This window comes from Maribellus maritimus, from assembly GCF_022267315.1.
Lineage (GTDB): Bacteria > Bacteroidota > Bacteroidia > Bacteroidales > Prolixibacteraceae > Draconibacterium > Draconibacterium maritimum.
The window spans coordinates 218,513-240,287 of record NZ_JAIKLE010000001.1; the positions used below are offsets into that span (position 1 = coordinate 218,513).

Genomic DNA, 21,775 nt, shown 5'->3' on the forward strand with positions numbered 1-21,775 from the left:
CAGGTTACCAACAACAATCATTCATTTCGTTAATATCTTTTTTTGACAGCTAAAAAAGAAAAAGTTATTCTTGTTAAAAAAATAAAACCTTAATAGATGAAACCAATCTCTTTTCGTGAACAATTCACTGTAAAGAACACCGTATTAGGCGTTCAGTTTCTATTTGTTGCTTTTGGTGCAACCGTTCTTGTCCCCCTTCTTGTTGGCATTGATCCCTCGGTAGCATTGTTTACCGCCGGAATTGGCACGCTTATTTTTCATTTAATAACCAAAGGAACAGTACCTGCTTTTCTTGGCAGCAGTTTTGCGTTTATCGCTCCAATCATTGAAGCAACGAGACTTTTTGGCTGGGCCGGGACCTTGTCTGGAATAATTGCAGTGGGTTTGGTTTACGGAATTGTTTCCGTATTGGTAAAATTACGGGGAATTAAGTTTATTGAAAGCCTGTTTCCCTCGGTTGTTGTCGGGCCGGTAATTATGATCATCGGACTATCTCTGGCAACATCGGCAGTAGACATGGCAAAAACCGACTGGCTGCTGGCTACAATAGCTTTAATTGCTTCAATTGTTGTGGTTATTTTTGGAAAAGGAATGATCAAACTTATCCCGATATTTGTGGGAATTGCCGTAGGATATATTGTTGCCTTAATTTTAGGCAGGGTAGATTACGCCGCAATTTCTGACGCAAAATGGATAATGCTACCTCAGTTTACAATGCCTGAGTTTAGCTGGCAGGCCATTCTCTATATGATTCCGGTTGCCATTGCTCCGGTAATTGAGCATGTTGGTGATATGTATGCACTTGGTGGAGTTTGCGACAAAAATTTCATTGAAAAACCGGGCTTAAACCGCACACTTCTGGGCGATGGAATTGCTACTGCTATTGCCGGCTTTTTTGGCGGCGTTCCTAATACTACTTATTCGGAGGTAACAGGTGCAATTTCATTAACAAAAGTGACCAATCCGTTTATTTTGAGAATTGCTGCAATTACTGCTATTGTTTTTGCTTTTGTCGGAAAAATAAGTGGTTTTCTAAAAACCATACCTCAAGCCGTTTTAGGAGGAATTATGTTGCTTCTTTTTGGTATGATAGCTTCTATCGGTATAAAAACGCTGATAGACTCAAAGGCCGACCTGGCAGAAACCCGCAACCAGGTAATTGTTTCTGTTGTATTAACAGTAGGGATTGGCGGTGCAGTTATTCAGTACGGGAACTTCTCGCTGGCTGGAATCGGGCTGGCAGCAGCAGTTGGAATTGTGTTGAACTTAATTCTTCCAAAAACAAAAAAACAAGACATTTAACTTTTATTATTTATTTCAGGAAGATATTTCCAAAACCTTCGGGGCATATGTTGCCGTTGTAACCGAAGGTTTTTTCTTTCCTTTATGTTGATATTTTTAAAATACGATTTCCACAGCGTCTGATAAAGTTCCTCTTCTTCTTCCAATACATCCTGGTTTACTTTACCCGTTAATGAGTGAAACTCTTTTTGAGAAATTTCTACTTCCTCCAATTTCTCTTCATGGAATAACACGCCATAACTTCTTTTTAAATCGTACAACAACCAAGATTGATCGGCAAATCGATTTCGAAAGTGTTCTACTGTTAGGGGAATTACATCGTAGCGCGGATCTATTCCACAAAAATACAGACCATCTCTTGTATGCTGAAAACGAACAAACTGCCTTATCTGCTCGGCCTCTTTTAGTACCTTTTGCGAAAGTTGAGAAAGAGACAAAACATCGGAGTCGCTATAATCGGTTTCAATAGGATGTTTTTCCAAAAACAAACGTTGAAAGAAACGAAGAATTTTCATTTCAATTCCCGGCTCTTCCGAAAGAAAAGCATAAAACAACATCTGGTTGTTTCGTTTTGAAAGCTTCTTCTGCGCGCCACTCCATACACGGTCAGCTTTCGCTGCATCAGACAAAACTTCAAAACGTTCAGCAAACAAATTTTTCTGCTCATTTTTTTGAGACACTATATCTTCAGGAAAATCTTTCCGGCTGTAACATTCAAAAACAGCTGTAAGTAATCCTTCAAAAGTTCCGTCGTATGAATAAATCTGCATAACAAAATTGAACCTTTTATTTCCGCTGCAAACAAAACAAATATATTCTGAACCGACAACTAATTTACACTCCCTACTGCCCAATCGGGGAAAACCGAAACATCAATCCCAAAGACAAGGGTTCCCCAAAAATACATCACCAACGTTGCAATTATAATACCAGCCAGATTTAACAAAATACCCGTTCTTACCATATCTTTCACGCGAATACGGTCGGTTCCAAAAATAATGGCGTTAGGCGGTGTTGCAACCGGAAGCATAAATGCCAACGATGCCGCCAGTGTTGCAGGAATCATCAACAATAAAGGATTTACTTCTATTGTCATTGCCAGGCCGGCCAGAATGGGTAAAATCATTTCGGTGGTTGCCACATTTGAAGTGAGTTCCGTTAAAAACGACATCATTGTAACATTGACAAAAGTTAGTACAATAGGCTGAACATCCGCCAAACCAGCCAATTGTTCTCCAAACCATACCGACAGCCCGGAGTCAACAAATCCCTGAGCCAAAGCAAAACCTCCGCCAAACAGCAAAACAATTCCCCAAGGAATTCTTTTTGCTGTCTCCCAATTCATAATGCGCTCTTCTTTTTTTGATTTTGAAGGAATAATAAAAAGCAGCAATGCAATAAAAATGGCCACTGTTCCGTCGTTGATATAAGATGGATTTTTAAACAACTTTGACCAACCCGGTATTTCTACTGACTGAATAGAAAAACCAGCCCTAAAAATCCACAAAAAAGCTAGAGTTCCAAAAAGTGCCAATACAATTTTCTCTTCGGGCTTTGCTTTCCCCAGAGCCGTATATTCCTTTCTAAAATCATCCATCTGCAAATTATCCCAACGTTCTTTGGGTTTGTACATCAGATAGAGTAAAAACCAGGCAGCAAAAAAAATCAGTATAGTTACCGGAACAGCAAAAAGAAACCAGTCAGCAAACGAAATCTCTGTCATTTCAGGAAAAATAATACTTACAATTCTTGCAAATGACAAATTTGGAGGTGTTCCAACCAACGTAGTAATTCCGCCAATCGAAGCAGAATAGGCAATACCTAAAAGTAAACCAATGTTATATCTCTTTATCTTTTCTTTTCCCAGACTTTCTTCCAGCTTCAAAATTATTGACAACGCAATAGGGACCATCATCATTGCGGTTGCAGTATTTGACATCCACATGGAAAGGAACGATGTTGCAAGCATAAAACCCAGCAAAATCCGCCCGGGACTTATACCAAAGAGAATCAATATTCTCAATGCGATTCTTCTGTGCAGATTCCAGCGTTCCATAGCAAAAGCCATCAAAAACCCGCCGATAAAAAGAAAAATAAGATGGTTAAAATACATTGACGATACTGTCTTCCCGTCTACAACTCCAAAAAGCGGAAAAAGTGCGACAGGTATTAAAGCTGTTGCTGCCAGAGGAATGGCTTCGGTAATCCACCAAACAGCCATTAACAATGCTATTGCGAAAGTGTAAGTTACTTTTTTATTTTCAGGATCAAGCTCAACAAACAAAATGATAAGCAAACTCATCAGCGGCGCAAGAATTAAAGCAACCTGCTGCAAACGCCCCGATTTCTTTTTGAAGGATTGTGGCATATTTTAAGTTAAGGTTTTTTTCTGCGTGTAAATAGTTCAGTTTCCTTTTCAATCTGGACTAAATGTACCAAAACTATATAAAAATTCAATAAAAAAACCTCTCCCAAAAACGACAATCCGGGTCATTAGATTTTAAAGCAACAAAAAAACAGAAAATGGCTAGTAATTGAAAGTTATTATTTACATCTGGTAATCATCTAAGATTTTCGATTACTTTTTTGAGCTTTTGTTGAATTTCAACGGCAATTCCACCTAAGGATTCATTTTCTACTGAACTCATTGAAGCAATAGGATCAACAGCTGAAACTTCAACATCTCCATTCTCATGTTCTTCTACCACAACATTACAAGGCAAAAAAACACCGATCTTATCTTCAGCCGACAAAGCCTCATAAGCGTGTTTTGGACTGCAGGCTCCTAAAATCTTATACTTTTTGAAGTCAACATCCAGCTTCTTTTTTAATGTTTCACCAACATTTATTTCTGTTAGTACTCCAAAACCTTCTTTCTTTAATTCTTCGGTAACAAATTCAGCTGCTTCATCAAAACTTTTACCTGAAATAATTTTACTAAAATAATAACTCATCGTTTATCTGTTTTAAAGTTTATACAATGTATTCAAACAACAAACAAATTAAACTCATGTTCAAATAAAAAGATAAACTTTATTGATATACCAGTAACAGAAATCTATTTCTTGTTGATGGTGTTTTTCAAAACAAAATCGACCAATGGCCGGGGATCTTCCAAACTGTGCGGATGGTGCCCTACTCCTTCTTTTAAAATCAGCTCGATTTTACCACCAGCATCTTTAAAATTCTTTGCCAGCTTTTCTGTATTTTCTGCATAGGGAACGACCTTATCAGCTAGTCCGCAAACATGAATAGCCGGAATATTTGCTTTTGCTATTTTTACCGCATTGTTAATCGGAATCCCCTCAAAATCAAAAACCGATTTTTCATCTAAATTATACACCCTTAAACAGGCTTCCCAATCTGACTCACTGCCAATTCCACGATATAATCCGCCTGGCCAGCTTTTAATATCACACACCGGAGCATCTGCATAAATACACGCAACCTTCTTTGTGTTCTGCGAAGCCCAATTATAAACAATCAGGCCACCACGGCTCATTCCTTCTAAAACCACTTTACGATTTAAATCATATTCTTTTCGAAGGAATTTATAAAAATCGTTCCACAAGGCTACTGCCTCGTTGTTTCCGAAAAAACCTGCTACGTCAACATAAACCACATGAAAACCAACTTCGAGAAGGGCTTTATCCAACTGGGGTTCGTGCCCCCAAAACCGGGCTCGCCAAACCCAATATTTTCCGTCGTTGCTTTTCTTCGGAAAAACAATTTTTGCATCGTGTCCCTGAAATGAAAATTCTTTACACTCCCAGCCTTCAAAACTATTTTCTTGACTAAATATTTGAGGTGAACAAAACAAACTGATTAAAATAATAAACAAAAGGGAAAATACTTTCATTGGAATTTGATTTTTTAGGTTAAAAAAAGTGTTTATTCTACTTCATCAGTCTGACGAAGTTACCCATTTTTTTGCATCATCGATATTTATAAAAGCCTTCATTTTCATTCCAGCTAATTCACAATAAATAGTGATTAATTTTGCAATAATATTCAGATTTTGTCTGGTTACAAGAGCAACTTTTTCATTAAATGTTTCTTTCAGGAGTTTTAATGTATCAACAATTCCCATTAACTCGTCATAACTCGGATGGTAATCCATTTCGATAAGATCTATAATCAATTTGAAATGGGATTTAATTTCCGGGGAATTTATTAAACTTTGGAAGGCTTCTGTTAGATTGTAATAGTCGGTAACGCCAACACATCGCGCCAAACAAAGTGAGTCCTTAACATTACATTTGAATTCAAAATTGGATGTATCCTGACTTTGATCCATTAAGTTGCTTCTGGTTTTTTTCTTCAAAAAAGTAAACAAACTTAATCATTATTTTTGACATAAATATACTTTTCCAGCACCTCAAACAGCTTCTCTTTTACGATAGGTTTTGTAATATAACCGTTCGCGCCAGCTTGTTTGGCATTTTCAATTTCATGAGCTGAAGTATAAGCAGACTGAGCAATGACAGGCAAATCCGGATAGATTTGTTTTATTTTTCTGGTTGCTTCCAATCCATTTAATACAGGCAATTTCACGTCCATTAAAACCAAATCTACGGGATAGTTCCTTTTACATAAATCTATCGCCTCCTCACCATTTGAAGCCTGAATAATGTGAATGTTTCTGTTTATCTTTTTCAATAATGTTTCCAAATAAAGAAGATTTACTTCTTCGTCCTCGGCAATGATAATTTTAAATTTGTTGTTGAGTTCTGCAGTTCCGGTCTTATTATCAACAATTTGCTTATCTACTTGTTTAAAAGGAACTGACAGATAAAATGTTGAACCGCTCCCTTCCTCTGAAATAACTCTTATTTTCCCACCGAGTAAAGCTGCATTTTCACTGGCAATGGCCAATCCTAGTCCTAAGCCGCCCGATTTTTTTGAAAGTGCACTATCGACCTGTGAAAATCTTCCGAATATACTCTTTTGTTTTTCTTTATTAATTCCGATTCCGGTATCCTTTACATAAAACTCAATTTCAACATCGTTACAAACATAGCCAAATTCAATGTGTCCTGAATTTGTAAATTTCAATGCATTTTCCAACAAATTACACAAAATTTTACTCAGTTTCAATCGGTCGGTATAAGCATTGCTGTATTCGTCGGGCAAAGCTCTTTTTAAATAAATGGGAATCTTACTTTCTTTTGATTTGAGGTTAAAAATATTAAACAGCTCAAACATAAAGTCGTTTATATTCACCACCTGTTCATCCAGTTTCACCTGCTTGGTTTCCAGCCTAGAAATCTCAAGGATGTCATCGATAATACGCAATAACTGATTACTGCTGTTTACAATTATTTGAGTATAATTTTTCCTTGTTTCGGTGGAAATATCATCTTCATTTAAAAGATTGGCAAATCCAATAATGCCGTTCATCGGAGTTCGTATCTCGTGTGATAAATTGGAAATAAAAATCGATTTTAAACGGTTACTCTCCTCTGCGGCCTTTTTTGCCTCTTCGAGTTGTTTGTTTAAACGTTTAATTTTCTCATTCTCTTTCTCAATCTTTTTCGAGGATCCAATGTCATCAACCATCAAATTAAACCCCATCGCCAAAGCGTCCAGGTGATCATTCTCCCCTGAAAGCGGAACCTGAATCGAGTAGTCGCCACGAGCTACTTTCATTAAAGCATCAATCAATTCCTCAATTCGTTTTATATCTGGTTCTTTTTCCAACATAATTGATTTTCTATAAAACGATCAATCGTCATTTATCGTGCCATTCATTTGAATTAACCATACAAGGGCCTCCTCCCGACGGCTAAAGAACTTGAAATTCTTTTTTCCTGATGCCCCCATAATAAAAGTTGCCAGAACTTTTGCAACCGGATGCAGACCATACAAAGCCACAAACAATGTTTTTTTCTGATTATTTATCTTAATCCACGTTGCCCTGGCTTTTTTTGAGTTTTTACCACATTGGTTTAAATCAATAAGATAATTTATTTTCCCTTCTACCTGTGCCACCAGTGTATCGCATACCTCCTTTTGGGCTAAAGCAAGTTCATCTGTTTGATCTCCGATTGCCTCTACAAGAATAATGTTTGGATTTATTAGGGTGGTGGTGTTATTTCCAACCAAATACTCGTTCTCTGAAATTTTGATAACCTTAATCTCTTCTTTCATATTAACTCGAACAATGTATCAAATATAAATATTTTTTTTACTGAAATACAGGAGTTTAAATAACAAAAATCAACTCCACTTGTTAGCAAAAAACAAAAAAATACCTTAACTTTTATATTTAAATTAATGTGCCATGTATCAGTATAAAGCTACGGTAAAAAGGATTGTTGACGGAGACACGCTCGATGTTGTTATTGATTTGGGATTTAAAATCACCACAAATCAACGTATTCGACTGGCCAATATCAATACTCCTGAAACTTACAATGTTAAAAAAGATTCAGACGAATACTCCAGGGGAATGGAGTCTAAAATTTTTGTGGAACAAAGAATTGCCGCAAACGACTTTGAAGTAATTATTGAAACAGACAAGGATGTGGGTAAATATGGCCGTTACATCGGAACAATCAGACTGGCCGACAACGAAATTACATTAAACGATGAATTGGTCAAAATGGGTTTGGCAGAATATGCAAAATATTAAAGCCAGGCAAGCTGGTTTTTTTCAATCTTTTATTTTTGTAAATTTTATTATTCGGCTCAATGCCAGTTACTATAAGGATTCTGAACCTCTCTTTATAGATTAATTCACGAATAAATATGGTGAAATTGACCTTATTTATTAGCAAATCTGTTTTCATTTTTTTAACTTTCTTACATAATATTTGATTAAAATTCAGAATGAATAATAATTCCAAAAAGTTTGGAACAGCTCCGGTATTTTTTACGGCTATTTCTACCATTTTAGGTGCAATTCTGTTTTTGCGCTTTGGCTACGCGGTGGGAACGCTGGGTTTCTGGGGAGTGATATTAATTATATTCTTAGGTCATCTTGTCACCATTCCAACAGCTTTAGCCATTTCGGAAATTGCTACAAACAAACGCGTTGAAGGTGGAGGGGAATACTTTATTATTTCACGTTCCTTTGGATTAAATATTGGTGCAACAATCGGAATCGCCCTGTTTATGTCTCAGGCCATAAGTGTCGCGTTTTACGTTATTGCCTTTACCGAATCCTTTGAATTTCTGTTTAACTTTTTGCAGGAAAAATACAACTTTGCGTTACCCAGGCAGGTAATCAGCCTGCCTGTTATGGCTTTGCTGGCCATTTTAATCATCAAAAAAGGAGCTAACCTGGGTGTAAAAGCTTTGTATTTTGTTGTCGCCATTTTGCTGGTTTCCCTGGTTTTATTTTTTCTCGGAACTACAGGACATGCTGATTCGACAACATACAGCCTTTCGCATGCGGAATTAAGAAACCCGCAAGACTTTTTTATTGTCTTTGCCATTATTTTTCCTGCATTTACAGGAATGACAGCCGGAGTCGGGCTTTCAGGCGATCTAAAAAAACCTTCCCGCGCTATTCCGCTTGGAACAACACTGGCAACCATTTCAGGAATGATTATTTACTTTTTTATTGTTTACAAACTGGCCAAGTCGGCGCCCGTTGAAGACTTGATTGAGCACCAGTTAATAATGAGTAAAATTGCTGTTGGGGGGGCAATTGTTATTCCTCTTGGTCTTGCTGCCTCAACAATCTCGTCGGCATTAGGTTCGGTTATGGTAGCTCCGCGAACATTGCAGGCTTTGGCGCTCGATCATGCTTTCCCATCTAAAAAAGTGAACCGCTGGCTGGCTGCAGCAAATGTAAAAGATAACGAGCCTAAAAATGCATCTGTTGTAACGGCTGTAATTGCATTTGTTTTTGTTGCACTTGGCGATGTTAACGCGGTTGCCTCTATTATTTCCATGTTTTTTATGGTTACTTATGGTTCGCTCTGTCTGATTTCTTTTCTGAACCATTTTGGCTCGTCGCCTTCCTACAGGCCTTCATTTCGATCGAAATGGTATATCTCACTTACCGGGTTTCTGGTTGCGGTTTGGGTGATGTTTAAAATCAATACGCCTTACGCGTTGCTCTCATTTGCTGTTATTTCTTTAATTTATATTTATATCAATCACTACCACAAATACCGAAAAGGATTTGCCTCCATTTTTGCCAATGCCCTTTTCCAGTTAAACCGAAACCTTCAAATTCTGATTCAAAATAAAAACAGTAAAAAAACACATAAAGAGTGGCGTCCCAGTGCCATCTGCATTTCGAAAGACTCTTTTAAACGCGACAAAGCATTTCTGTTGCTCAACTGGATTGCCTTCAAATATGGTTTTGGAACCTATTTGCATCGTATCGAAGGTTACTATTCAAAATCCACTGTTCAAACTGCAAAAAATGAATCTGAACGACTGCTTTCGATGTTTAGTGACGTAGGAAACCATGTATACATCGACACGCTTATTTCGCCATCATACACGTCGGCAATTGCTCAGGCCATACAAATCCCAGGTATTGCCGGTATGGAAAATAACATGATTATTTTTGAGTACGACAAAGATAATCCCGATAATCTGGAGGATATAATCGACAATTTCTCACTGGTAAATTCAGGCGATTTTGATATCTGTATTTTAGCGAGTAGCGGAAAATCCATTCCGTTTAAAAATGGGATTCATGTCTGGATAAATTCGCTGGATTCTGAAAATGCAAACCTGATGATTCTTTTGAGTTTTATCATTTTAGGTCACCCGGACTGGAAAAAAGGGTACATCCAGATTTTTGAAATTTGTTTGCCCGAAAGAATGGAAGAAACCCGCCAAAAGATGAAAGAGCTGGTAAATTCCGGACGCCTGCCAATTACAGCAAAGAACATAAAAATCATTCCACAGGAGCCAAATGTTTCAAGAAAAGCAATCATAAATCAATATTCTGAAAAAGCCGGGTTAACGTTAATTGGCGTCCGCGAGGAGTTGGTTAAACACGAAAAGGAAAAACTATTTGAAGGATACGATACAATTGGAACAACCCTGTTTGTTCATTCCAAATATCAAAAGGAGATTGAATAATGGCACGATTTTTAAAAAGTCGCAAAAGTTCGCATGGTGCTTCACCCGGTTCACTGATTTTTATTGGAAACAGGAAAATGGAAAAATCAGAGATCCATTTAATAGCATACAACAAAGAAACACTTATTGAAAAACAGATTGATAACCTGGATGAAATACAAGATGATCTTCCCGATGAATCGGTTTTGTGGATAAACATATATGGTTTACAAGACACACAACTCATTGAAAAAATTGGTGAGAAATTTACCATCCCGCCGCTTGAACTGGAAGACATATTAAATACCGACCAGCGTCCTAAAATTATTGAAAATGAAAACAACCTCACCGTTTTTCTAAAAGTCCTTGAATATGACCAGGAAAATACCCGGGTCGCAGGAGATCATATTTCAATGGTAGTGGGGAACAATTATGTAATAACGTTTCAGGAACGGGTAGCACGTTATTTTGAACCGGTGCGCGAGCGTATCAGAAGTAATAAAGGAAGAATCAGAAAAACCGGCCCGGATTATCTGGCATATGCTTTAATAGATACCCTGGTAGACGGATATCTTCAAAGTATTGAAAATTTGGGAGCCGTTATTGAAAATATGGAAGAAGAAGTATTTACGGAAACCAGAAAAGAAATTGTTCAGAAAATTTACCGGCTCAAAATGAATGTCAGTTTTATTCGCAAAAGCGTTTTCCCTTTAAAGGAAATGATGCTCGTTCTAAATAAAACCGAATCAAAATTTATCCAGAAAAAAACATACTCTTTTTTTAAAGATTTACTCGATTTGTCGACGCAGGCAATGGAAGCCGTCGATATTTACTACAACATGACCAACGACTACCTTAATATTTACCACGCAAATGTGGGAAATCGAACAAATGATGTGATGAAAGTGCTCACTATTTTTGCATCGATATTTATTCCCCTCACTTTTATTGCGGGAGTATACGGAACCAATTTCGACTTTTTGCCCGAATTGCATTTTCAATACAGCTATTTTATAATGCTTGGTGTGATGGCAGTTATTGCGGGGGCTATGTTGTACTATTTCAAACGAAAAGACTGGCTTTAAAAACAGAATCAAAAAGATAAAAACTATAATTTTAATCATTAAGCAATGCAAGTAATTTTAGGATCAGGAGGTGCAATAGGAGTTGACCTTGCACATGAATTAAAAAAATACGATAAAAAAGTACGCCTGGTAAGCCGAAATCCTCAAAAAATAAATGATGACGACGAGCTTTTTCCCTGCGATCTCACAAATACCGACGAAGTTGAAAAGGCGGTTCAGGGAGCAGATGTCGCTTACCTGGTAGTAGGCTTACCTTATAAAGCAAAACTATGGGAGAAATTGTGGCCGCTGATGATGCAAAATGTAATCTCTGCCTGCAAAAAACATAAAATGAGACTGGTCTTTTTCGACAATATTTACATGTACAACCCGGAAGCACTAAATCCGATGACCGAAGAAACAGAAATCCGGCCATCGAGCAAAAAAGGAAAAGTACGAGCCCAAATCGCTCAGATGATTTTTGACGAAGTAGCTGCCGGAAATATCGAAGCTTTGATTGCACGTTCAGCCGATTTTTACGGCCCGGCTATCAATAATGGCGCTTTAAACGAAACAGTGTTCAAAAATCTCAAAGCAGGAAAAAAAGCCATCTGGTTTTGTAGCTTAAACACCAAGCACAATTATACCTACACACCCGATGCAGCCAAAGCAACGGCGCTTCTCGGCAACACCCAAAATGCATACGGACAGGTTTGGCATTTGCCCACTGCCGGGCCGCATACAGGAAAAGAGTGGATAGAAATGGTTGCCTCTGAAACCGGTGTAAAACCGAAATTTCAAGTAGCCTCAAAATTCCTGATTTCTGTTATGGGATTGTTTAATCCTGTTATGAAAGAACTTGTTGAAATGTTGTATCAATACGATAGGGATTATGTTTTCGACAGTTCGAAATTTGAAACTGTTTTTAAAATGAAAGCCACTCCCGTAAAAATTGCAATCAAAGAAATTGTGAAAGCGGGTTAAAATAAAAATATTTCGTAACTTCCTCTGCTACTTTTTAAAGCGTTTTAAACAATGGATGCCATTCGCACCTATTTAACAGAAACCACCGGATTAACCCACGAAAGCCTTAATAAAATAATATTGTCGCTTGTTATTATTTTTATTTTGTGGCTTTTACGTTTAATCATTCTGCGAATTGTCTGGCGTCAAACAAAAAATGTAAAAACACGCTACCAGTGGAAGCGGTCTATTTCTATGATTATTCCGTTTATCGGAATTATTTTGGTGGGCAGTGTCTGGGTACAGGCTTTTCGCCAGTTTGGAGCTTTTCTTGGTCTGTTTTCGGCAGGTTTGGCAATTGCATTAAAAGACCCGCTGACCAATCTTGCGGGATGGTTTTTTATCATGTTTCGAAAACCTTTTATTGTTGGCGACCGGGTGCAGATTGGAGAACATGCCGGAGACGTGATTGATATCCGGCTTTTTCAGTTCACCATTCTTGAAATTGGCAATTGGGTGGAGGCCGACCAAAGTACAGGAAGAATAATTCATTTGCCCAACGGGAAAGTGTTTATGGAAGCCCAGGCCAATTACAGCACCGGCTTTGAATTCATCTGGAATGAAATAAAAGTAACCCTCACTTTTGAAAGCAACTGGGAGAAAGGGAAAAACATTCTTCAGCAAATTATAAATGAACATGCCGAACATATCAGCAAAGATGCTGAAAAAGAAATATTTAAGGCAAGCAGAAACTATATGATTTATTACCATCATCTTACACCGATTGTATACACAAAAGTAAAAGATTTTGGAGTACAACTTACAATTCGCTATCTGTGCAATCCAAGAAAACGAAGAGGATCGGAAAACGAAATCTGGCAAAACATTCTGCTTCAATTTAAAAATCACGATGACATTCAATTTGCTTATCCAACAACCCGTTTTTATAAATATGGTGAAGAAAAAAACTAAAAAAATGAAAGAAAAAAAACTATCCGGATTAGCTGCTGTAGTTTTATTGACTATTTTGTCCATACAATTTTCAGTCGCACAATCGCACAACCAGCTTTCGCAAAAAGAAAAAGCAGAAGGATGGCAACTCCTTTTTAACGGAACCGACTTTACCGGGTGGAGAGGAGTAAATAAAGATGTTTTCCCGGCAAAAGGCTGGGCGGTAAAAAACAACACGATAACCTGCACAGGTGAAGATGGTGGGAGTATCATTACAAAAGAAAAATTTGGAGATTTTGAACTCTCGTGGCAGTGGAAAATGGTTTCGCCTGCTGCCAATTCAGGTATCAAATACTTTGTTGCAGAAAGAGAAGGAGACACCGGTGGGTATGGTTATGGAATTGAATACCAGTTACTCGACGACCCGGAATATATAAAATCGGGGCAAATGAAAACCAACGATTTTCATACCACCGGCGCTGCCTATGAATTGTATCCTCCATCGCCCGATAAAAAAACAAAAAAACCGGGTGCCTGGAACAGCAGTAGGATCGTTTCAAAAAACGGGAAAGTTGAACACTGGTTAAATGGTGAAAAAGTGCTGGAATACGACCGATTCAGTGGCAACTTCAAAGAAAAAGTTGCGGCCAGTAAATTTAAAGATGTTACTAATTTTGGACAGCATACCAAAGGACACATTTTATTACAGGATCACGATAGCGAAATTTATTTCAGAAATATCAAATTAAAAAAACTATAACTTACTAACTCAACTTATGGAACGACGGAAATTTATAAAAACAACAGCAGCCGGTAGTTTGGCGGTGTCAACCGTTCCAACAATCCTCACCGGCAATCGATGGAAAGGCGCTAACGACAGGGTAAACTTAGCTGTTATTGGAGTCAGGGGAATGGGACAAAATCATATTCAGGAATACCAGAAACTTGAAAATGTAGAAGTAGCTGCGCTCTGCGATGTGGACCAAAACCTTTTTGCCGAGCGAATAAAAAAACATTTTACGGATAAGGACTTGAAGACTCCGCAACTTTACTCCGATATGCGAAAATTATTTGAAAACAAAAACATCGATGCTGTTTCGGTAGTAACGCCCAATCACTGGCATTCGCTGGCTGCCATTTGGGCCATCCAGGCAGGGAAACATGTTTCAGTTGAAAAACCTTGTTGCCATAACATTTATGAAGGACAAAAACTGGTAGAAGCTGCAAAGAAATATGATGTAATTGTTCAGGATGGTGCCGAACAACGAAGCAATCCTTGTGCCATTTCAATGGCCGACCATCTCCACTCGGGCAAACTGGGCGAGGTATATATGGCCAAAGGTTTGTGTTTTAAATGGCGCGACTCAATTGGCAGTTATCCTGACGGGCCAATGGAAAAAGACGAACAATTTGCGTTTACTGTGGGAAGTAAAAATTATGTTACACCCTATACCAAAGAATATTTATCAAAAGTTGATTATAATATGTGGCTGGGGCCAACACCTGAATTACCTTTTAACCGAAACCGCTTTCACTACAACTGGCATTGGAATTGGCTTTACGGAAACGGAGATATGGGGAATCAGGGCGTTCACGAAATGGATATCGCCCGCTGGGGACTGGGCGTAAAACTTCCGGCAAAAATAAGTTCAATTGGCGGTCATTTTATTTTTGATGATGCACAAACCACTCCCAATGACCAGATAACGGTTTTTGAATTTCCAAATCCTGATGGTAGCGGCGATAAAAAGAAAATCTTACAATTTGAAGTACGCCATTGGATGAGCAACCGGGAGTTGGCAAGCAAAGCAGGCGAGACCGGCAATACTTATATGGTGAGCGACACTAACGAAATTGGAAATCTGTTTTATGGTTCAGAAGGCTTTATGAGCAAAACCGTAAACAACTGGCAGGTTTTTGAAGGACAGAAGCGAGAAGCGGGAGCGTCGGGTGACGGATTGGGCAACCACTATCAGAATTTTATTCATGCTATTCGGGCCAATGATCAAAAACTGGCAAAAGCAGATATCGAAGAAGGTTTTTACAGTTGTGCGCTTATTCATCTGGGAAATATTTCTTACCGTTTGGGAAGAACACTGGAGTTTGACCCGGAAACGATGAAATTTATAAACGATCCGGAAGCAGACACAATGCTTACGCGCGAATACCGCGAACCGTTTGTGGTGCCTGAACACGTTTAAGTGCAGGTCGGCTTATGCCTAAAACAGAATAACCGAAAATATTGCTCCCGCAAAAAATGCGGTTTGACACGGTGGCATGATGCCATTGTCTGCGCGGAAGAAAAAGCCGGCTTTAAAATTTATCCATTGCTTCCCCGGAGCAAAAGAAAGATTTAGAGATTTGTTTAAACCTTGTCCGGGTAAAAAGTGGGGCTATTAAGATATCTCCATTACTTCCCCAAAACAAAGGGAAGCGTTTAAGATTTAACCCAGCCCGGGCAAAAAGGGAAGCCTTCAAGATATCTTCATCGCCTCACATGGAAAAAAGAAGACCTTAAAGATTTGTTGATTGCGGGTGAGAAATAATTTCTATTTGCAAATTCCCACAATTAAATCTCTTTCTCAATTATCTTACCACTCCCTTTTTCTTTCAGAATCACTTTTTTACGTCCGTCGGGTAAAATTTCCTCTTTTACCAGCCAATGGTTTTCATCGTATTCAACAAAAGCAGAAAGCGGTTCCACTTCATCCAATCCGCGCCACTCCTTTATTTCTACCGGCTCCCACTTTTTGGTTTTGGCTGATTTGTAGCAGGCATCCATAATCGCATTAACCACATAACCGTCATAAAAATCCTCGATCGGTTTTTTCCCTTGTTCAATAGCATTAAACATATCAGCAAACATATCGTTATATCCCAACTCATGCACTTCATCACCCACAGGAAATAACCAGCCCGAATCAGATTCAGCCTTTTCTGCCACATATCCCTTTTTCCCTGGAGCAGAAAACATTTCAAAACCGGTGCGCAGGAAATTATCCAGCCGGATGGAGCCATGCACACCGGCCACTTCATCCTTTAATTCCATTCCTCCACGAAAACACCAACTCACCTCAAATTGTCCGATGGCTCCATTCTGATATTTTACCAAACCAATGGCATGATCTTCTGCTGCAATAGGTTTTACCTGCGTGTCGGCCCAGCAAACGACTTCCACAGGACGAATATTTTTCCCGATAAAACTCCTTCCGATTTCGATACAATGGCATCCTAAATCGATAATGGCTCCCCCACCCGATTTTTCCGGATTCCAGAACCAGTCGCTGTGCGGACCGGGATGTGCTTCACGTGAACGCACCCATAACACTTTCCCGATAGCACCATTTTCTACTGAAGCGTGTGCCTTCAGATGTTTGGGTGAATAGACCAAATCCTCAAGGTAACCATGAAAAACACCCGCCTGTTCTACTTTTTGTAAAATTTTCCACGCCTCTTTCCCATTTCTGCCCAGCGGTTTGGTGCATAAAACAGCTTTACCCGCATCCGCAGCGGCAAAAATTGCTTCCTTATGCAAGTCGTTGGGTAAGCCTACTACCACTACATCCACTTCAGGATCCGAAACAGCTTCCTGCAAATTGGTGGTCCATCTGCGAATATTATTCTCTTTGGCAAATTTCGCCCCCCTTTCTTCCGAGCGCGAATAAACGGAAACGACTTTGTCGCGACTGCGCAGCCCGTGGAGTGACATCGTATAAAATGTACCGATTAATCCGGTACCTAACATTGCTATATTCATTTACTCTGATTTAATTTGTTTAAAATTACAAATTGCATTTTTGTTGTAAAAGTTTGTGTGAAATTTAAGCTATGCGACGCTTTCAACTGAAAGTTTTTCTTAGATTTTATAATCCAGGGAACACTTACTTTGGTTTCGTTGTTTAGGTTTTAAACAAAAAATGAAATAAATCAAAAACGTTATGGCACGAATATTTATCACCGGCTCAGCAGATGGATTGGGACAGATGGCAGCCAAGATGCTGGTTAGCCAGGGACACCAGGTGGTGCTGCATGCACGAAATCAAAAACGCGGCGAAGAGGCACTAAAAAAAATTCCCGGAGCGGAAAACGTTTTGACGGCTGATTTGTCAGATATGGAAGAGACAAAACAGTTAGCTGAAAAAGTAAATGTTCTGGGTCGTTTTGATACAATTATTCATAATGCCGGAGTGTACCAGGTAAGCGGTGATCTGATTTTTGCGGTAAATACTCTCGCACCATATATTCTTACATGTCTTATTCAAAAGCCAAAACGTTTGGTGTATCTCAGTTCAGGTATGCATCTGAGCGGAGACTCCGGCCTTAAAAATATGGAAAGTGGTCGTGTAAGTTACTCCGATTCAAAACTACACGATGTAATCCTGTGTATGGCCACAGCCCGCAAATGGCCCGATGTATACTCCAACGCGGTGGACCCGGGATGGGTGCCCACTAAAATGGGGGGACCCGGTGCGCCCGGCAACCTTCAGAAAGGATTTGAAACACAGGCGTGGCTCGCGGTGAGCAATGATAAAGAAGCCAAAGTGAGCGGCTGCTATTTTTACCACAAAAAACAAAAATACCATGTGCCTGAAGCGACCAATGTTCAAGTTCAGGAACAATTTCTAAATCTGTGTAAAAAAATTACAGGAGTTAGTTTTCCTGAATAAGCTAAAAGATTATTGCCGGCGGTTATTTTTATTTGTTAATCCTGATGTTGCCAATATCATACCCAAATGACTCCCAGTCTCTAATTAGTGCCAACAGTTCACCCTCTCTTTCTGAACTCTCAACCATAAACCGGCATCTGAATTCAGAATTATCTTTCCCCATCGCCAGATAATTGTCAATTCCGGAGAATGTATTAAAAGGACCAATAATATCTCCCTTTAATATTTGTCCGCGATATCCGCTGTAAATCAGCTGAAACTTATCAAGGCCACCTAAATTAATCTGAAAATCATTTGACTCTGTTTTTACCTTAATGTGATGGTTTGTTAAATAAATTTTACCGATAGATTCATCTTTGTCGTTTTTAAGCGCGATATATAAAATAAACACCATAATCGGTATGAACTAATAAATTACGATTTATTGCAGGGAAAAGATGGTATAAAATAACTATTGCACTCCCTAAAATGAGGGTTTCAAAAGTCAAAGAATTTTTACTTTTCGATTTATATATGGAAAGCTCTAACATTTTATTTTTCAAAAAACCCGAATGTAACAACAGTGATTTCATCTGTCAGACTATCAGCCCCACATGTCACATTCAAATTGTCGGGAGATGCCGGTATGCTATTTTATTTTTTATTTAACTCTTTTTAAATGATAATTATACCGGTCGCAACAGGGAGAATTTAGATGTAAAGTATCACTTCCGCTAAATTCCACATATTTCTCGCTGTCCGAAAAAAATAAATCAGATTCCTCATCTGCTTCAAAATCGACTTTAAGCCGCAAGTCATTCGCTGTCTGCGCCGCAGGAGACATTTTGCCGTAATCGAGAAGAGTGTCATTACTCAAAAAACCATATATTCCATATTCTTTAATCTCCAAATACTCAAAATTTAAGTCATGTCCATTTCCTGCAAAACCTCCTGAAACCTCAAACAATTTCCATGTACCGTAAACTTTTAAGTAAGGTTCGGCAAACACCTCTGCGGCAAAATATTTTGTCGCTTCCATTTTTTGAAGGTCACCGGAAATTTGAATCGTATCAGTTTCGCAAGAAATCGACCCACTTAGCAAAATGGAAACAACTAGTGTAAATTTCAAAATTTTCATTTCCCACATTTTAATACCTGTTTCTATGATGTTTTTTATTCTCATATGGTTGCTTCTTCAGGCAGCTCAGCATTTGAAATAAAAATAGTTAAGCCCAATAGAATTTTGATACTTCTACTCCAAGATAAAAACAAATACAGAAACTCCAATTCAAATTCTCATGTAATTTTCCTTATAACAAGCTCAACAAAGATAAACGATCGCGATTTGCAAAGAATGAAATAAAACGGAGCCCAAACATCACTCGCCTATTTATTCGAAAAAGTTAAGTATGTGATAATGATTCTTAAAAAAATATGCCCGCCATACTCATTCATTTTTTTAATTTCGCCCTTAATAAAAATTCACCGAAATGAATACCAGAATTTTCTTTATCACAGGTCTGCTGATTTTGGCTTTAGGTGCCTGCCAACAGTCACCCTCAAAATACGTCTACAATGAAGGTTTTGTATATGGCACCATTTATCATGTTGTATATGAAAGTCCTCAGGGGAAAGATTTACAGGAAGAAATTCAAAAAAAGCTAAGTGAATACAACTCCATGTTCTCTACCTACGACAAAGCGTCGGTAATTTCAAAAATAAACAACAATGAAAATGTAAAACTTACACCTGAATTTGTCAACTGTTTTGAAAGGGCAATAGAAATTTCGAAAATTACCGGGGGTGCTTTTGACATTACTGCCGGACCACTGATAAACGCCTGGGGTTTTGGCCCGGACGACAAAGAAAAAATGACGCAGGAAAAAGTAGACAGCCTGCTTACTTTTACCGGGTACCAGAAAATAAAACTGGAAAACGAAAAAGTTGTAAAAGAAAATCCGCAAATGAAAATAGATATGAGCGCCATTGCCAAAGGATATACCTGCGATTTAATTGGTAACTTTCTCGCTGCAAAAGGATGTAAAAATTATATGATTGACATTGGCGGAGAAATTGTAACCAAAGGCACAAACGAAAATGGTAAAACATGGGGCATTGGTATCAGCCGCCCTGAAGAAGATGCCTTTTTTGCTGCCAATGATTACGACGCAGTGGTTGAACTGCCGGAAAATGCAATGGCTACGTCAGGAAACTATCGGAACTTCTATATTGAAGACGGCAAAAAATATGCACACACCATTGACCCAAAAACCGGCTACCCTGTTCAACACAGTATTTTAAGCTCAACCGTTTTGGCCGACAACTGTATGACAGCCGATGCATACGCAACTGCATTTATGGTTTTGGGACTGGAAAAAGGAATTGAAATTGCCGGGAAGGTTCCGGAAATTAGCGTGTACTTTATCTATGCCGACGAAAATGGTGAAAACCAGATTTATATGTCGGATGGTTTTGAGCAGTTTCTCCGTAAATAAAAAAACCGGGAAAAATCCGGCTTCTATTTTTTATCTGGTGCAAAAGTCAAACTTTCAAACTCTACTTTTTTACGGGCATCCCGCTGTGCCATTTTATCCTGTGTTTGCGAACAATAGACTCCCTGGCTTTTTAAAAATTTATTTCCACTCACATGTGTATTCGGAAATTTCCCACCTTTCAACAACAAAATCCGAATGGCTAATCCAAACATTGCAATGGCTACCAATGCAACTGATAATAAGATAATTTTAATAACTTCCATTTCTAACCTCCAAATTGACCGCAAAAATACATCTTTATTTTTAGTTTCCCTATAAAATAAACTCGTTTACCTAACGAAATGTTGTGGTTATCTAAAAAAAAGAAATCTCTTCCTTCTTTCGCCTTGTTTTTTGTAATTTTAATACCAAACAAAAAACAAAAGCATCATGGAAAAACACATTAATATTGTTGCTGCCCTTCAAATTGGGTTTAGCATTCTGGGAATAATAATCGGAGCTGTAGTTTTTGCAATCCTGCATTTTGCCGGAGATATATCAGGTGACCACGAGGCACAGTTCATTTTATCGATTGTGGCCAATGTTTTAATCATCTTTTTTGCTGTTTTAAGTATTCCCGGAATTATTGCCGGTATAGGTTTATTTAAAAGAAAAGAGTGGGCACGCATTCTCACTTTAATTATTTCAGTGCTCGATTTGTTTAATTTTCCATTAGGCACTGCTGTTGGAGTGTACTCCATCTGGGCACTTGTTCAACCGGAGACTGTGGAGCACTTCAAAAAATAGGCTACAAGTTATTTCTGAAAAGTCACTTTACCCCAAATAAAAGAGAAAATATCTGCCTCCGGAGATTGTCTGTTGAATCAAACAAAAATAAGTCAACCAAAGAACGGTATACAACTTATATCGAATCAGCATAAAATCAATAAAGGAAATCATCTTCTTTTTCCGTTTTCTTCGATAAGTTTGTCTTTTTGAAACAAATTTGAATGTTCCATTCATAAAACCATTTTCATTTTTTGAATGAAGACAAAAAATTAAAATACCAATGAAAGAGTATGAAATAAAAGTAAGCGGACGCGTGCAGGGTGTGTGGTTTAGAAAATTTACAGAAGAAAAAGCAAAAGAAACAGGCATAAAAGGATGGGTAAAAAATTTGCCCGACGGTAATGTTTTGGTGATTGCCCAGGCAGAGAAAACTGATCTGGATACTTTTATTGATTATTTAAAAATAGGGCCGCCTATGGCGCGAGTAGATAAAATATTCACCTCAGAAAACAATGTTTTAAGTGATTTTGATAATTTTAGCATCAAATACTAAAAA

General features: G+C 38.3%; 23 protein-coding genes. 12 read left to right on the forward strand and 11 right to left on the reverse strand.

Annotated features, from left to right (window positions below; genetic code table 11):
- The first annotated feature begins 96 nt into the window (after positions 1-96).
- Entirely contained in the window at positions 97-1,302 is a 1,206-nt protein-coding gene (locus K5G00_RS00915; protein ID WP_238763434.1) for a uracil-xanthine permease family protein, read from the forward strand.
- On the opposite strand, the gene K5G00_RS00920 is transcribed toward K5G00_RS00915, so the two are convergent.
- The 7 genes from K5G00_RS00920 to K5G00_RS00950 form a co-directional block, all read right to left on the reverse strand.
- Positions 1,299-2,072 (reverse strand): TIGR03915 family putative DNA repair protein, encoded by a 774-nt coding sequence (locus tag K5G00_RS00920; protein WP_238763436.1) that lies wholly within the window; start codon positions 2,070-2,072, stop codon positions 1,299-1,301. The two genes, K5G00_RS00915 and K5G00_RS00920, sit on opposite strands and share 4 nt — an antisense overlap.
- A gap of 59 nt (positions 2,073-2,131) precedes the next feature.
- Positions 2,132-3,670, reverse strand: a complete 1,539-nt coding sequence (locus tag K5G00_RS00925) for an SLC13 family permease (protein ID WP_238763438.1) — start codon at positions 3,668-3,670, stop codon at positions 2,132-2,134.
- 193 nt (positions 3,671-3,863) lie between these two features.
- The gene (locus K5G00_RS00930; protein WP_238763440.1) at positions 3,864-4,256 is read right to left on the reverse strand and encodes a DUF302 domain-containing protein; all 393 of its coding nucleotides are present in this window, start codon (positions 4,254-4,256) and stop codon (positions 3,864-3,866) included.
- 104 nt (positions 4,257-4,360) lie between these two features.
- Positions 4,361-5,161, reverse strand: coding sequence for an alpha/beta hydrolase family protein (locus tag K5G00_RS00935; protein ID WP_238763442.1), 801 nt, complete (start codon positions 5,159-5,161; stop codon positions 4,361-4,363).
- Positions 5,162-5,206: 45 nt separating this feature from the next.
- Positions 5,207-5,599: a hypothetical protein gene (locus K5G00_RS00940; protein WP_238763444.1), complete on the reverse strand. Its 393-nt coding sequence runs from the start codon at positions 5,597-5,599 to the stop codon at positions 5,207-5,209.
- Between the two features lie 41 nt (positions 5,600-5,640).
- Complete coding sequence (locus K5G00_RS00945) at positions 5,641-7,005, reverse strand: response regulator (protein ID WP_238763446.1); 1,365 nt, start codon at positions 7,003-7,005, stop codon at positions 5,641-5,643.
- 21 nt (positions 7,006-7,026) lie between these two features.
- On the reverse strand, positions 7,027-7,452 hold the full coding sequence (locus tag K5G00_RS00950) for a DUF7793 family protein (RefSeq protein ID WP_238763448.1): 426 nt from the start codon (positions 7,450-7,452) through the stop codon (positions 7,027-7,029).
- A 133-nt stretch (positions 7,453-7,585) separates the two neighbouring features.
- On the opposite strand from K5G00_RS00950, the gene K5G00_RS00955 reads away from it, so the two are divergent.
- The 7 genes from K5G00_RS00955 to K5G00_RS00985 all read left to right on the forward strand — a co-directional run bounded on the left by K5G00_RS00955 (position 7,586) and on the right by K5G00_RS00985 (position 15,511).
- Positions 7,586-7,936 (forward strand): thermonuclease family protein, encoded by a 351-nt coding sequence (locus K5G00_RS00955; RefSeq protein ID WP_238763449.1) that lies wholly within the window; start codon positions 7,586-7,588, stop codon positions 7,934-7,936.
- A 197-nt stretch (positions 7,937-8,133) separates the two neighbouring features.
- A complete protein-coding gene (locus K5G00_RS00960; protein WP_238763451.1) occupies positions 8,134-10,353 on the forward strand; it encodes an amino acid permease in 2,220 nt (739 codons plus the stop codon).
- Positions 10,353-11,417, forward strand: coding sequence for a magnesium/cobalt transporter CorA (gene corA, locus K5G00_RS00965; RefSeq protein WP_238763453.1), 1,065 nt, complete (start codon positions 10,353-10,355; stop codon positions 11,415-11,417). The genes K5G00_RS00960 and corA overlap by 1 nt, the downstream gene beginning before the upstream one ends.
- A gap of 45 nt (positions 11,418-11,462) precedes the next feature.
- Entirely contained in the window at positions 11,463-12,380 is a 918-nt protein-coding gene (locus K5G00_RS00970) for an NAD-dependent epimerase/dehydratase family protein (RefSeq protein WP_238763455.1), read from the forward strand.
- A 51-nt stretch (positions 12,381-12,431) separates the two neighbouring features.
- The gene (locus tag K5G00_RS00975) at positions 12,432-13,331 is read left to right on the forward strand and encodes a mechanosensitive ion channel family protein (RefSeq protein WP_238763457.1); all 900 of its coding nucleotides are present in this window, start codon (positions 12,432-12,434) and stop codon (positions 13,329-13,331) included.
- A gap of 4 nt (positions 13,332-13,335) precedes the next feature.
- Positions 13,336-14,070 carry a 3-keto-disaccharide hydrolase gene (locus K5G00_RS00980; RefSeq protein ID WP_238763459.1) on the forward strand — a complete coding sequence of 245 codons (735 nt, stop codon included), beginning with the start codon at positions 13,336-13,338 and terminating at the stop codon, positions 14,068-14,070.
- A gap of 16 nt (positions 14,071-14,086) precedes the next feature.
- On the forward strand, positions 14,087-15,511 hold the full coding sequence (locus K5G00_RS00985; protein ID WP_238763461.1) for a Gfo/Idh/MocA family protein: 1,425 nt from the start codon (positions 14,087-14,089) through the stop codon (positions 15,509-15,511).
- A 368-nt stretch (positions 15,512-15,879) separates the two neighbouring features.
- On the opposite strand, the gene K5G00_RS00990 is transcribed toward K5G00_RS00985, so the two are convergent.
- A complete protein-coding gene (locus tag K5G00_RS00990) occupies positions 15,880-17,067 on the reverse strand; it encodes a Gfo/Idh/MocA family protein (RefSeq protein WP_238763463.1) in 1,188 nt (395 codons plus the stop codon).
- A gap of 181 nt (positions 17,068-17,248) precedes the next feature.
- Between K5G00_RS00990 and K5G00_RS00995 the strand changes: the two genes are divergently transcribed.
- The gene (locus tag K5G00_RS00995; RefSeq protein WP_238763465.1) at positions 17,249-17,977 is read left to right on the forward strand and encodes an SDR family NAD(P)-dependent oxidoreductase; all 729 of its coding nucleotides are present in this window, start codon (positions 17,249-17,251) and stop codon (positions 17,975-17,977) included.
- A 28-nt stretch (positions 17,978-18,005) separates the two neighbouring features.
- Here the strand turns inward: K5G00_RS00995 and K5G00_RS01000 are convergent, their stop codons facing one another.
- Entirely contained in the window at positions 18,006-18,371 is a 366-nt protein-coding gene (locus tag K5G00_RS01000) for a hypothetical protein (RefSeq protein ID WP_238763467.1), read from the reverse strand.
- Between the two features lie 246 nt (positions 18,372-18,617).
- The gene (locus K5G00_RS01005) at positions 18,618-19,094 is read right to left on the reverse strand and encodes a hypothetical protein (RefSeq protein WP_238763468.1); all 477 of its coding nucleotides are present in this window, start codon (positions 19,092-19,094) and stop codon (positions 18,618-18,620) included.
- Between the two features lie 352 nt (positions 19,095-19,446).
- Between K5G00_RS01005 and K5G00_RS01010 the strand changes: the two genes are divergently transcribed.
- Positions 19,447-20,451, forward strand: coding sequence for an FAD:protein FMN transferase (locus K5G00_RS01010; protein ID WP_238763470.1), 1,005 nt, complete (start codon positions 19,447-19,449; stop codon positions 20,449-20,451).
- Between the two features lie 23 nt (positions 20,452-20,474).
- Here K5G00_RS01010 and K5G00_RS01015 read toward each other — a convergent pair whose 3' ends face one another.
- Positions 20,475-20,714 (reverse strand): hypothetical protein, encoded by a 240-nt coding sequence (locus tag K5G00_RS01015; protein WP_158868411.1) that lies wholly within the window; start codon positions 20,712-20,714, stop codon positions 20,475-20,477.
- 166 nt (positions 20,715-20,880) lie between these two features.
- Between K5G00_RS01015 and K5G00_RS01020 the strand changes: the two genes are divergently transcribed.
- On the forward strand, positions 20,881-21,237 hold the full coding sequence (locus tag K5G00_RS01020) for a hypothetical protein (RefSeq protein WP_238763472.1): 357 nt from the start codon (positions 20,881-20,883) through the stop codon (positions 21,235-21,237).
- A gap of 262 nt (positions 21,238-21,499) precedes the next feature.
- Positions 21,500-21,772: an acylphosphatase gene (locus K5G00_RS01025; protein ID WP_238763474.1), complete on the forward strand. Its 273-nt coding sequence runs from the start codon at positions 21,500-21,502 to the stop codon at positions 21,770-21,772.
- Positions 21,773-21,775: the final 3 nt, after the last annotated feature.